Raw genomic sequence first — 12,252 nt, 5'->3', positions numbered from 1 at the left:
ATGGCGGCTGCGCCAGATTTCGCCAGGCTGCCGACAGTCCGTGGTAGGGGAGCAGCGGCCGGCACTACAGCGCGGCCAGCGCCGAACGCCTTGCAGACCGCCGCCGGCACCGATTGTCGACACTTCGGCCAATTCACCCAAATTAGCCCTGCCTGGCTGGCCGCCTAGAGCACCGACTCGAACAGCTCCAGCTGCGGCGGGCCCAGGTAGATCTCGCGGGGGCTCTTGCCGGCATTGGCATGCGCCTTCCTGAACGCCTCGGAGTGCGTCCAGTCCTCGAAGGCCTGGGTCGACGCCCACTCGGTGTGCGACACGAACAGGGTGTATTCCTCGGTCTGCGGGCCCTGCAGCAGATGGAAACGGACAAAGCCCGGCACCTCGTCGAGGTAGCTGTCACGCTGGCGCCAGTGGGCGATGAAGGTGTCCTCGTGGCCACGGGCAATCTTGAAGCGGTTCATGGCGATGAACATGCGGAAATCTCCTGATGATCGAGCTGCGGGCAGTTTAGCTGCATGCCGGCTAGTGCTGCAGATTGCCGTACAGCCGGGCGTACAAGCCGCCCTCGGCGATCAGCTGGCGATGGTCGCCATCCTCGGCGACGCGGCCGCCGTCGAACACCAGCACGCGGTCGGCCTGCTTCACCGCCGACAGACGGTGGGCGATGATCAGCGTGGTGCGCCCACTGAGGAAGCGCCCCAGCGCCTGGTGCAGGGCGTATTCGGTGGCGGCATCGAGCGCCGAGGTGGCCTCGTCGAGGATCACCACCTTGGGCTCGGCGAGGATCATCCGGGCGATCGCCAGGCGCTGGCGCTGGCCGCCGGAGAGGCGCACGCCGGAGCGGCCGACCACGCTGTCCAGCCCATCCGGCAGGGCGCGCACGGTGTCGGCCAGCTGGGCGATCTCCAGCGCCCGCCAGCAGGCGGCATCGTCGCGCTCGCGGCCCATGCTCAGGTTGGCGCGCACCGTGTCGTTGAACAGCGCCGGATGCTGCAACACCACCGCCACGTGCTCGCGCACCCGCTCCAGACCGATCTCCTCGAGGGTCGCGCCGCCGAAGCGGATGCTCCCGGCCTGCGGGCTGTAGAGGCCGAGCAGCAGCTGCACCAGGGTGCTCTTGCCGCCGCCCGAGGCGCCGACGATGGCCACCTTCTCGCCCGCCGCGATATCCAGGTCGAGACCGTCGAGCACCGGCTCGTCGCGGTAGGCGAAACGCAGGCCGCGCACCTCGATGCCGACGGTGGCCTGCCCGGCGAACGGATCAAGGCTGCCCGCATAGCGCGGCTCGTCGGCGCGAGCGAGCAGCTCGTTGATCCGGGTCAGCGCGCCGCCAGCGGCGTAGTAGGCGTACTGCAGGCCGAGCAGTTGCTCGACCGGGCCGATCATGTACCAGAGGTAGCTGAACACGGCGAGCATCTGGCCAATCGACAGGTCGGAGAACAGCACGGTGAGCATGGCGGCGGCGCGGAACACGTCGATGCCGAACTGGAACAGCAGGCCGCTGGCGCGGTTGGCGGCATCGCTCTTCCACAGCGAGGCCACCGCGTAGTCGCGCACCTCGCGGGCGCGCAGGCCGAGGCGACCGAGGAAGAAGCCCTGGCGGTTGCCGGCGCGGATCTCCTGGATCGTCTCGAGGGTTTCGCCGAGCGCCTGGGTGAAGCGCGCGGTGCTGTCGTTTTCCAGCTTCTTCAGGTGCTTGACGCGCTTGCCCAGCTGCACGGTGGCGTAGATCACCAGCGGGTTGAACAGCAGGATCAGCAGCGCCAGCTGCCAATGCATCCAGATCAGGATCGCCGCGGTGCCGGTCAGAGTCAGCAGCGCCACCAGCAGGCGGCTCAGGGTGTCGCCGACGAACTTGTCGAGGGTGTCGAGATCGGTGACCAGATGCGCGGTCACCGTGCCGCTGCCCAGGCTTTCGTACTCGCCGAGGGAGATCCGCTTGAGCCGCTCGATCAGGCGCAGGCGCAGGCGATACACCACGTCCTTGGACAATCCGGCAAACAGCCGGGCCTGCAGCACGTTGAACAGCAGCGAGACGCCGCGCAGCACCAGGGTGGTGACCAGGATGAGGCCGATATAGCCACCCGCCTGCTGCCAGGCCGCCGGCAGATAGCGGTCCATCAGGCGCAGGGCGCCGCCGCCCTGACCAAGCAGCACCTCGTCGACCAGCAGCGGCAGCAGCAGCGGGATCGGCACGCTGCACAAGGTGGCCAGCACCGCCACCAGGTTGGCGATCAGCAGCTCGCGGCGATGGCCCAGCGCCAGCCGGCGGATTTCCGCCCAGCTCAGCCGGTCGGACTCGCCAGTCGGCTCAGCCATGGGCCAGGCGCTCCAGCCAGCGCGCGAGCAGCGGGGCGAGATTCTCCAGCGGCTGGTAGCCGTTGGTCAGCAGCGCCAGCTGGCCGTTGCGCTCGGCCAGCAGGGTGGGAAAGCCGGCGATGCCGAGGTTCTCGGCCCGCGCGAAGTCGGCCTGGGTGGCCGCGCGCAGGGCCGGACTGTCGAAGGCCTCGGCAAAGGCCTGACGCGGCACGCCGACCTGCTCGGCCAGCTCGACCAGCAGCGCCGCGCGGGTGACGTCGCGGCCCTCGACATAGAACGCCTGCTGGATCGCCTGCACCAGCGGCCAGACCTTCTCCGGCGCCAGGCTGCGCAGCACCACCAGCGCACGACTGGCCGGCTCGGTGTCGTAGACGAAGCCCTCCGGCAGGGCGGCGTCGAAATCGAACGACTGTCCGGTGCGTTCGGCCACTGCGCGCCAGTGCTTGAGGATGTAGCTGCGCGTGCCGTCGTCCAGCGCCTGCACCGTGCCCGGGCGCAGGCCGCCGGCGACCAGATGCAGGCTTACCCCCGCGGCCTGGGCCTGGGCGGCCAGGGCGTCGAACACCGGCGCAAAGCCCCAGCACCAGGAACACATCGGGTCCATCACATAGAGCAGACGGGCGTTCATCCGGGCTCCTGTTGGCCGTTGGGCGAACCCGGCCGATTGGGTGCGCCACGCGCACCGGAAAGGGGACGGGGCCAACGGGGCCCCAGCGTAGCGCGTCAGTCGGCCTGACGCGGGTCACGGCCGATCGGGTGCGGCTGCTGCCGCGCGCGCGCCAGCTCGATCTGCTTCTGCCGCTCGCGGGCGCTGGCGCGGGTCTTCTCGCTCAAGCTGTCCCAGCAGTGCGGGCAGCTGATCCCCGCCGCGTAATGCTCCGACTGGCGATCGGCGACCGAGATCGGCGTGCGGCAGGCATGACACTGCTCGAAGTCACCCTCGCTCAGATCGTGGCGCACGGTGACCCGGTTGTCGAACACGAAACAGTCGCCGCGCCAGCGGCTCTGCGCCTGCGGGACCTCCTCGAGGTACTTGAGGATGCCGCCCTTGAGGTGGAACACCTCGGCAAAGCCCTGAGCAAGCATGAAGCTGGACGCCTTTTCGCAGCGGATGCCGCCGGTGCAGAACATCGCCACCTTCTTGTGCTTCGCCGGGTCGAAGTGCTGCTGCACGTAGGCGGGAAACTCGCGGAACGACTGGGTGCGCGGATCGATGGCGCCCTCGAAGGTGCCGATGGCCACCTCGTAGTCGTTGCGCGTGTCGATCAGCAGCACCTCGGGATCCGAGATCAGCGCGTTCCAGTCCTGCGGCTCGACGTAGGTGCCGACCGCCTTGTTCGGGTCGACGCCGGGCACGCCGAGGGTGACGATTTCCTGCTTGAGCTTGACCTTGGTGCGGTAGAACGGCTGCTCGGCGCAGTACGACTCCTTGTGGTCGATGTCGACCAGGCGCGGGTCGCTGCGCAGCCAGGCCAGCAGCGCGTCGATCCCCTCGCGCGTGCCGGACACCGTGCCGTTGATGCCCTCCTCGGCCAGCAGCAGGGTGCCCTTGACCCCGTTGGCCTGCATCGCCGCCAGCAGCGGCTCGCGCAGGGCGATGTAATCCTCGAGGGTGACGAACTTGTACAGCGCCGCCACCACGATGTTCTGACTCATGACGCTCTCCAGTGGTCGCCCACGCAAAGGGCGGACCGGACCATGACATTGGACCTCAGGCAACGCCTGAAAACGACAACGCCGGCGGGAGCCGGCGCGGGGGCGCATTCTAGCAAAGGCAGCGCGGCGCCGGTGACCGCGCGACGAGGAGCGGCGCCTCAGTGCGCGTGGCGGTCGTGCTTGCTGCCGCCCATGCAGGCCGGCGAGTCCGGGGCGGCGCCCTGCGCCGCCCATTCTTCGGGGGTGTAGGTGAACAGCGCCAGCGCATGGAAGCGGCCCATCAGCTCGCCCAAGGTGGCGTAGACCTTCTGGTGGCGCTTGACCGCATTCAGGCCGTCAAACAGCGGGCTGACCACCACTGCCTTGAAATGGCTTTCCTGGCCACGGCTGTGCATGTGGCTTTCGTTGAGGATCTCGAGGTGCTGCGGCTCGAGGGCGGCCAGCGCCTGCTGGATCTGTTCCTGCATGGACATCGAGGTGCTCCGGAGTGGCTGCGGACCGCCGGCGGCGGCCCGGGATCGTCCCATTCTGCGCAGATCGCCGGGTGCGCTCAAGTGCAGGACTGTCGCACGAAGCTGGCGCAGCGGCTGGACGGACGGGGCCGCTGGCGCAGTCTACGCTACCTAGACTGTGGAAAACCCTGCGGAGAGCCGCCCGATGAGCCGTACCGAAACCGACAGCCTGGGTCCCATCGAGGTGCCGGAAGATGCCTACTGGGGCGCGCAGACCCAGCGCTCGCTGATCAACTTCGCCATCGGCAGCGAACGCATGCCACTGGCGGTGATCCACGCCCTGGCACTGATCAAGAAGGCCGCCGCGCGGGTCAACGCCCGCATCGGCGCCCTGCCGGCCGACCGCGCGCGGCTGATCGAGCAGGCCGCCGACGAGGTGCTCGCCGGCAAGCACGACAGCCAGTTCCCGCTGGTCGTCTGGCAGACTGGCAGCGGCACGCAGAGCAACATGAACGTCAACGAGGTGATCGCCGGGCGGGCCAACGAACTGGCCGGCCAGGGCCGCGGCGGCAAGCAGCCGGTGCACCCCAACGATCACGTCAACCGCTCGCAGAGTTCCAACGACTGCTTCCCCACCGCCATGCACATCGCCGTGGTGCGCGCGGCGCACGAGCAGCTGCTGCCGGCCCTGCACGAGCTGCGCGACGGCCTGCACGCCCAGGCCGTCCGGCACGCCAAACTGGTCAAGACCGGGCGCACCCACCTGATGGACGCCACGCCGCTGACCTTCGGCCAGGAGCTGTCGGCCTTCGTCGCCCAGCTCGACTACGCCGAGCAGGCGTTGCGCGCCAGCCTCCCCGCCGCCTGCCAGCTGGCCCAGGGCGGCACCGCGGTGGGCACCGGGCTGAACGCGCCCAAGGGCTTTGCCGAGGCGATGGCCGCCGAGCTGGCCGCCCTCAGCGGCCTGCCGTTCGTCACCGCGCCCAACAAGTTCGCCGCCCTCGCCGGCCACGAGCCGCTGGTCAGCCTGGCCGGCGCGCTGAAGACCCTGGCGGTGGCGCTGATGAAGCTGGCCAACGACCTGCGCCTGCTCGGCTCGGGACCGCGCGCCGGGTTTGCCGAGGTGCGCCTGCCGGCCAACGAGCCGGGCAGCTCGATCATGCCCGGCAAGGTCAACCCGACCCAGTGCGAGGCGCTGTCGATGCTCGCCTGCCAGGTGCTCGGCAACGACGTCACCGTGAGCTTCGCCGCCAGCCAGGGCCATCTGCAGCTCAACGTGTTCAAGCCGGTGATCGTGCACAACCTGCTGCAGTCGATCCGCCTGCTCGGCGACGGCTGCCGCAACTTCAACCAGCACTGCATCGCCGGCATGGAGCCGGACGCCGCACGCATGGCCGAGCACCTGGAGCGCGGCCTGATGCTGGTCACCGCGCTGAACCCGCACATCGGCTACGACAAGGCCGCGCAGATCGCCAAGAAGGCCTATGCGGAGAACACCAGCCTGCGCCAGGCGGCGCTGGCGCTGGGCTTCCTGAGCAACGAGGAGTTCGACAACTGGGTGCGCCCGGAGCAGATGCTCGAGGCCGACGACGAGTGATTGGCCGCGGCAGGTTCAGTCGGCGATGACCCGCGCCGCACGGCGGGAGCGCTGGCGGGCCAGCCAGGTCGGCGCCAGCGCGATCACCACCGAACCACCGGCCACCAGCAACGCGCCGAAATAGGCCAGGGCGTTGATATCCTCGGCCTGTACCTGCCCCGGCCACAGGCTGGCCGCTAGGGCCACCGAGCCCAGGGTCACCAGCGGGGTCAGCGCCAGCACAGCGCTGACCCGCGAGGCCTCCCAGTGCGCCAGCGCCTCGGCAAAGGCGCCATAGGCCACCAGGGTATTCAGGCAGCAGGCCAGCAGCAGCCACGCCTGCAGGCTGCTCAGCTCGAACAGCTGGGTCGGCTGCGCCCAGGGCGTCACCAGGGCGGCGCAGGCCAGGTAGATCGCCATCATGATCTGCACCGAACTCCACTGGGTCAGCAGCTGCTTCTGCGCCAGGCCGTAGAACACCCAGACCAGCGCTGCCGCCAACACGGTGAGCACGCCGAGGGTGTAGCTGCCGAGGGAGCCGAACAGCTCGCCCAGGCGCTGATTGAAGAACAGCCCGAAGCCCAGCACCAGCACCAACAGGCCCAGGCCCTGGGCGCGACTGAACGACTCGCGGAACACCAGCAGGCTGGCGAGCAGCAGCATGACCGGCGCGCTCTGGATGAGCAGCTGGGTGGTGCCGGCGCTGAGCCGCTCGAGGCCCATCAGGTAGAGCACGTAGTTGGCCGTCAGTCCGCCAATCGCCAACAGCAGCAGGCCGCGACCGCGACGCCCCAGCGGGCGCAGCGACGGCAGCCGCCGGCTGGCCGCCAGCCAGGCGAACAGGATCAGCCCCGAACTGAACAGGCGGTACCAGGTCACGGTGACCGGATCCATCGTCTGCAGGACTTGCTTGAGCCAGATCGGCAACACCCCCCAGAGCACCACGGTGACCAGGGACAACAGCAGGCCGCGCAACCAGCGGCCGGAGGAGACATGCATGGGAATTCCACAAGAAAGCGAGCCTGCCCGAGGCTCGCAACAGCGAGGGCAGCGCCCATTCTAGACGGCCGCCCCGCCCGGCGACAGACAAACGCCGCCAGCACTCCCCGCCCGACGACACTGCCGCTGGTCGACTGCCCTGTGGTGCGCACCGACAGCGGCTAGACTTTTTCTGTTCACCCATCGTTCGGGAGATTTGGCCATGTTCGGAAAACGCCAGCACGATGAAGCGCCAGGCACCCACTACCGCACCGACCGCATCAGTACCGTCAATGGCCAGTACTTCTTCGCCACCCGCGAGGGCACGCTGGTGGGGCCGTTCTTTACTCGCATCGACGCCCAGCAAGCCATCACCCGCTACGTCGGAGATCTCGACAGCCTCGCCGCCCAACAGGCCGGCCAGCTCCCCCATGCGCCGCGCCGCCATTGAAGCCGCTCAGCGCTTGCGGGCAAACGCTGCCTCCAGCGCCTCGTTGATGGTGCGCAGCACCTTGACCCGGGCGAAGCGCTTGTCGTTGGCCTCGATCAGCGTCCAGGGCGCGATCTCGGTACTGGTGCGGTCGACCATGTCGTTCACCGCATCGATGTAGTGCGTCCACTTCTCGCGGTTGCGCCAGTCATCCTCGGTGATCTTGAAACGCTTGAACGCAGTCTTCTCGCGCTCCTGGAAGCGCTCCAGCTGGGTCTGCTGGTCGATGGCCATCCAGAACTTGACCAGCACCACCCCGGCATCGGTGAGCTGCTCCTCGAAGTCGTTGATCTCGCTGTAGGCACGCAGCCAGTCGGCCTGGGAGCAATAGCCCTCGACCCGCTCCACCAGCACCCGGCCGTACCAGGAGCGGTCGAACATGGTGAAACGTCCGCGTGCCGGGATGTGCCGCCAGAAACGCCACAGGTAAGGCTGGGCCTGCTCCTCCTCGGTCGGCGCCGCCACCGGCACGATGTGGTACTGGCGCGGATCGAGCGCCCCGGTCACCCGACGGATCGCCCCGCCCTTGCCCGCCGCGTCGTTGCCCTCGAACACCGCCACCAGCGCGTGGCGGCGCATGCGCTTGTCGCGCAGCAGCTGCGCCAGGCGCGCCTGTTCGACCACCAGCTGCTGCTGGTAGCTGTCCTTGTCCAGGGTCTGGGTCATGTCCAGACTGTCGACCAGACCGCGATTGTCGATGCTCGCCGCCACCGGTGCCGCATGGGGCTGGCGCTTGGGCAGCTCCTGCATGCGCAGCGCCGCCTGCAGGCCCTCGAGGAGGATGCGCCCGACGGTGAGGCTACGGTAACGCTCGTCGACACCCTCGACCACGTACCAGGGTGCATAGTCGCGGCTGGTACGCCGCAGCACGCGCTCGCCGTAGCGCACGAACTCGTCGAAGGTCTTCGACTGCTGCCAGTCCAGCGGGCTGATCCGCCAGCTGTGCAGCGGGTCGCTCTCCAGCGTCTTGAGGCGGGCCTTCATCTGCTTCTTCGACAGGTGCAGCCAGAACTTGAAGATCAGCGCCCCCTCGTCACAGAGCATGCGTTCAAAGCGCACCGTGGTGCTGATGGCCTGGTCCAGCTGGGCATCGTCGATGCGTCCATGCACCCGCCCCTGCAGCATCTGGCTGTACCAGTTGCCGAAAAACACGCCGGTGCGCCCCTTGGGCGGCAGGCGTCGCCAGTAGCGCCAGAACGGCGGACGCGCCAGCTCCTCGTCGGTCTGCTGGTCGAAGGTCTCGACCTGGATCAGCCGCGGGTCCATCCACTCGTTGAGCAGCTTGACCGTCTCGCCCTTGCCGGCGCCCTCGATGCCGTTGAGCAGCACGATCAGCGGAAAGCGCGCCTGCTCGCGCAGCTCGAGCTGCGCCTCGAGCAGCGCCTGGCGCAGTTCGGGCACCGCGGCGTCGTAGGTTTCCTTGTCGATCTGGTGGCCGATTTCGGCGGATTCGAACATGCAGGCTCTCCTTGGCGATACTGCGCAGACTAGCCGATGCCCCGGGGAGGCATGCAAGGGTTTTGCAGCAGTCCATGGCGGCCAATCGGCTAGAATGGACGCCCCTCCTTTCCGCCGTCTACCGCACCGATGACCGAGCAACCGCACGCCCAGCTGGACTGGGACGAACAGGGCCAACCGCTGTCGCGCACCTTTGGCGACGTGTACTTCTCCACGACCTCGGGCCTGGAGGAAACCCGCTACGTGTTCCTCGCCCACAACCAGCTGGCCGAGCGCTTTGCCGCCCTGCCGGCAGACGGGCGCCTGGTGATCGGCGAAACCGGCTTCGGCACCGGACTGAACTTTCTCTGCAGCTGGCAGCTGTTCGAGCAGGTGGCGCCGGCTGCGGCGCGGCTGCATTTCGTCAGCGTGGAAAAGCACCCGCTGAGCCGCAGCGATCTCGAGCGCGCCCTCGCCCTGTGGCCGGAGCTCGCCCCCTGGGCCGGGCAACTGCTGGGCCAGTACGTGGCGGTGCACGCCGGCTTCCAGCGCTTCGTCTTCGACGGCGGCCGGGTGATCCTCACCCTGCTGGTGGGCGACGTGCTCGACGCCCTGCCGCAACTGGATGCGCGCATCGACGCCTGGTTCCTCGACGGCTTCTCGCCGGCCAAGAACCCGCAGATGTGGACCGCCGAGGTGTTCGCCCAGCTCGCCCGCCTCTCGGCGCCCGGTACCACCCTGGCCACCTTCGCCAGTACCGGCTTCGTGCGCCGCGGCCTGCGCGAGGCCGGCTTCGCGGTGGCCAGGGTCAAGGGCTTCGCCCACAAGTGGGAGATGCTCGCCGGCGCCTTCCAGGGCGCGCCCGCGGACAGCGGCAAACCCTGGTTCGCCCGCCCGCCGCGCCCCAGCGGCCCGCGCGAGGCGCTGGTGATCGGCGGCGGCCTGGCCGGCTGCGCCACGGCCAGCAGCCTGGCCGGACGCGGCTGGCGGGTGACCCTGATCGAGCGCCATGCCGCGCTGGCCGAGGAAGCCTCGGGCAACCCGCAGGGCGTGCTCTACCTCAAGCTCTCGGCCCACGGCACCGCGCTGTCGAAACTGGTGATCGGCGGCTTCGGCTACACCCGCCGCCAGCTCGAGCGCCTGCAGGCCGGCGTCGACTGGAGTGCCTGCGGCGTGCTGCAGCTGGCCTTCGACGCCAAGGAGGCCGAGCGCCAAGCGCGCCTGGCCGCCGCCTTCCCGAGCGACCTGCTGCTGCCGGTGGATGCCGGCGAAGCCTCGCAGCTGGCCGGCCTGGCGCTCGAGCAGGGCGGCCTGTGGTACGCCGAGGCCGGCTGGGTCCATCCACCGGCGCTGTGCCGCCTGCTGGCCAGTCAGCCGGGCATCTGCGTGCTCACCCAGCACGAGGCCTTCGAGCTGCGCCGCGCCGACGGCCAGTGGCAGGCCTGGCAGGACCACCAGCTGCTCGCCAGCGCGCCGGTCGCGGTCCTCTGCACCGCCAGCGAGGTGCGCCACTTCGCCGCCGCCGAACACCTCAAGCTCAAGCGCATCCGCGGGCAGATCAGCCGCCTGCCGAGCACCAGCGCCAGCCGTGCCCTGCGTACCGTGCTGTGCGCCGAGGGCTACGTCGCCCCGCCGCGCGCCGGCGAGCACACCCTAGGCGCCAGCTTCAACTTCCAGCGCGACGACCTGGCGCTGTCCGCCGACGAGCATGCCGACAACCTCGGCATGCTGCGGCAGATTTCGCCGGCGCTGGCCGAGGCCCTGCACGTCGACCAGCTCGACCCGGCAGCGCTGACCGGGCGGGCGGCCTTTCGCAGCACCAGCCCGGACTACCTGCCGCTGGTCGGCCCGCTGGTGGATGCGCCGGCGTTCAATCGCGTCTACGCCCGTCTGGCCAAGGACGCCAGCCTGCGCATCGACACTCCGGCACCCTGGCTCGAGGGGCTGTACGTCAACTGCGGGCATGGTTCGCGCGGCCTGATCACCGCACCGCTGTCCGGCGAGCTGCTGGCTGCCTGGCTCGACGACGAACCACTGCCGCTGCCGCGGGCCGTGGCCGAGGCCTGCCACCCCAGCCGCTTCCTGCTGCGTGAACTGATCCGTGGACGCTGAACGAGCGGCGACCGACCATCGCCCTGCGACACTTGGCGTATTGCCAGGCGCCAGCCTCCTTCCGATACTCCCCCTAGTACCAAAGGACCGCCACCTTCAGGAGTTCGACCCCATGCGCTTCATCACCCTGTCCCTGCTTGCCACCCTCAGCGCCCCGGCCCTGGCCGCCGACGTCCAGCAACTGACCGCCGAGGGGGCAGCGCTGATTCCACCGTTCCAGCAGCAGCTGCTGGACACCGTCAAGGCCGCCATGCAGGAGGGCGGACCGGTCAAGGCCGTGGAGGCCTGCCAGCTGCTCGCTCCGCAGATCACCGCGCAGCACAGCCAGGCGCCATGGAAGGTAGGGCGCACCGCACTGAAGCTGCGCAATCCGAACAACGCCCCGGATGCCTGGGAGCGCCAGGTACTCGAACAGTTCGCCGCCCGCGCCGCTGCCGGCGAGCCGGTGATGGAGCTCAAGCACGCCGAGATCGTCGATGGCGAATTCCGCCTGATGAAGGCGATCCCCACCGGCGAACCCTGCCTGGCCTGCCATGGCCAGAACCTCAAGCCGGAGCTGGCCGCGGTGATCGATCAGCGCTATCCGCAGGATCAGGCGCGCGGCTTTGCTCCCGGCGAACTGCGCGGCGCCTTCACCCTGCGCCGCAGCGTGGAGAACAGCCAATGACCGACAGCATCCCGCCGCATCAGGACGCCATGCTCAAGCGCCTGGCCCGCATCGAGGGCCAGGTCCGCGGCCTGCAGGCGATGATACGCCGCGGCGAGGACTGCGAGGCCATCGCCCAGCAGTTCAGCGCCGCGCGCAAGGCGCTGGACCGCGCCTATCAGGAAATGCTCGCCTGCCTGCTGGAGGAGGCGGTACTCGACCCCCAGCAGGACAGCGCCGCTACCCTGGCCAAGGTTCGCGCCATCTTCACCAAGTACACCTGAGCCGCCGCCACCGGGCAGTGGCCAGACGCGAGCAGGGACGCTAGCATCGCCAGCCGTTTTGCCGAGACAAGCCATGCTGATCCCCCACACCCTGCTCGAACCCGACACCCTGGATCGCCTGATCGAGGACTTCGTCACCCGCGAGGGCACCGACAACGGCGACGAAACACCACTGGCCACCCGCGTCGAACGGGTCCGTCACGCCCTGCGCCAGGGCGAGGCGGTGATCGTCTTCGAGCCCGACAGCCAGCAGTGCCAGCTGATGCTGCGCCGCGACGTGCCGGCCGAGTGGCTCGCCGACTGAG

The 12,252-nt window shown here is 69.2% G+C and carries 13 protein-coding genes; 6 read left to right on the top strand and 7 right to left on the bottom strand.

What is annotated here, in order from left to right; all coding sequences use genetic code 11:
- Positions 1 to 164: 164 nt before the first annotated feature.
- From hmuQ to BMZ19_RS17135, 5 genes are all read right to left on the bottom strand, one after another.
- Positions 165 to 470, bottom strand: a complete 306-nt coding sequence (gene hmuQ, locus BMZ19_RS17155; protein ID WP_090312803.1) for a heme-degrading protein HmuQ — start codon at positions 468 to 470, stop codon at positions 165 to 167.
- Positions 471 to 519: 49 nt separating this feature from the next.
- Positions 520 to 2,316 carry an ABC transporter ATP-binding protein gene (locus tag BMZ19_RS17150; protein ID WP_090312802.1) on the bottom strand — a complete coding sequence of 599 codons (1,797 nt, stop codon included), beginning with the start codon at positions 2,314 to 2,316 and terminating at the stop codon, positions 520 to 522.
- Entirely contained in the window at positions 2,309 to 2,944 is a 636-nt protein-coding gene (locus BMZ19_RS17145) for a DsbA family protein (RefSeq protein ID WP_090312801.1), read from the bottom strand. The genes BMZ19_RS17150 and BMZ19_RS17145 overlap by 8 nt, the downstream gene beginning before the upstream one ends.
- A 95-nt stretch (positions 2,945 to 3,039) precedes the next feature.
- Entirely contained in the window at positions 3,040 to 3,972 is a 933-nt protein-coding gene (gene trhO, locus BMZ19_RS17140; protein ID WP_090312800.1) for an oxygen-dependent tRNA uridine(34) hydroxylase TrhO, read from the bottom strand.
- Positions 3,973 to 4,130: 158 nt separating this feature from the next.
- Positions 4,131 to 4,445 (bottom strand): BolA family protein, encoded by a 315-nt coding sequence (locus tag BMZ19_RS17135; RefSeq protein WP_090312799.1) that lies wholly within the window; start codon positions 4,443 to 4,445, stop codon positions 4,131 to 4,133.
- Positions 4,446 to 4,629: 184 nt separating this feature from the next.
- On the opposite strand from BMZ19_RS17135, the gene BMZ19_RS17130 reads away from it, so the two are divergent.
- A complete protein-coding gene (locus BMZ19_RS17130) occupies positions 4,630 to 6,021 on the top strand; it encodes a class II fumarate hydratase (protein WP_090312798.1) in 1,392 nt (463 codons plus the stop codon).
- Between the two features lie 15 nt (positions 6,022 to 6,036).
- On the opposite strand, the gene BMZ19_RS17125 is transcribed toward BMZ19_RS17130, so the two are convergent.
- Entirely contained in the window at positions 6,037 to 6,999 is a 963-nt protein-coding gene (locus tag BMZ19_RS17125) for a DMT family transporter (RefSeq protein ID WP_090312797.1), read from the bottom strand.
- 202 nt (positions 7,000 to 7,201) lie between these two features.
- Between BMZ19_RS17125 and BMZ19_RS17120 the strand changes: the two genes are divergently transcribed.
- A complete protein-coding gene (locus tag BMZ19_RS17120) occupies positions 7,202 to 7,429 on the top strand; it encodes a DUF6316 family protein (protein ID WP_090312796.1) in 228 nt (75 codons plus the stop codon).
- A gap of 6 nt (positions 7,430 to 7,435) precedes the next feature.
- Here the strand turns inward: BMZ19_RS17120 and pap are convergent, their stop codons facing one another.
- The gene (gene pap / locus BMZ19_RS17115; protein ID WP_090312795.1) at positions 7,436 to 8,926 is read right to left on the bottom strand and encodes a polyphosphate:AMP phosphotransferase; all 1,491 of its coding nucleotides are present in this window, start codon (positions 8,924 to 8,926) and stop codon (positions 7,436 to 7,438) included.
- Positions 8,927 to 9,055: 129 nt separating this feature from the next.
- On the opposite strand from pap, the gene mnmC reads away from it, so the two are divergent.
- The 4 genes from mnmC (at position 9,056) to BMZ19_RS17095 (ending at position 12,251) form a co-directional block, all read left to right on the top strand.
- Positions 9,056 to 11,017, top strand: coding sequence for a bifunctional tRNA (5-methylaminomethyl-2-thiouridine)(34)-methyltransferase MnmC2/FAD-dependent 5-carboxymethylaminomethyl-2-thiouridine(34) oxidoreductase MnmC1 (gene mnmC / locus BMZ19_RS17110; RefSeq protein ID WP_090312794.1), 1,962 nt, complete (start codon positions 9,056 to 9,058; stop codon positions 11,015 to 11,017).
- Between the two features lie 112 nt (positions 11,018 to 11,129).
- Positions 11,130 to 11,684 (top strand): Tll0287-like domain-containing protein, encoded by a 555-nt coding sequence (locus tag BMZ19_RS17105; protein ID WP_090312793.1) that lies wholly within the window; start codon positions 11,130 to 11,132, stop codon positions 11,682 to 11,684.
- Complete coding sequence (locus tag BMZ19_RS17100) at positions 11,681 to 11,947, top strand: metal-sensing transcriptional repressor (protein ID WP_090312792.1); 267 nt, start codon at positions 11,681 to 11,683, stop codon at positions 11,945 to 11,947. Before BMZ19_RS17105 ends, BMZ19_RS17100 begins: the two co-directional genes overlap by 4 nt.
- Before the next feature lie 73 nt (positions 11,948 to 12,020).
- Positions 12,021 to 12,251, top strand: a complete 231-nt coding sequence (locus tag BMZ19_RS17095; protein WP_090312791.1) for a YheU family protein — start codon at positions 12,021 to 12,023, stop codon at positions 12,249 to 12,251.
- Position 12,252: the final 1 nt, after the last annotated feature.

Source organism: Pseudomonas linyingensis (assembly GCF_900109175.1).
Lineage (GTDB): Bacteria > Pseudomonadota > Gammaproteobacteria > Pseudomonadales > Pseudomonadaceae > Geopseudomonas > Geopseudomonas linyingensis.
The sequence above is the reverse complement of the archived record's forward strand: the minus strand, read 5'-3'. Positions and strand labels throughout refer to the sequence as shown.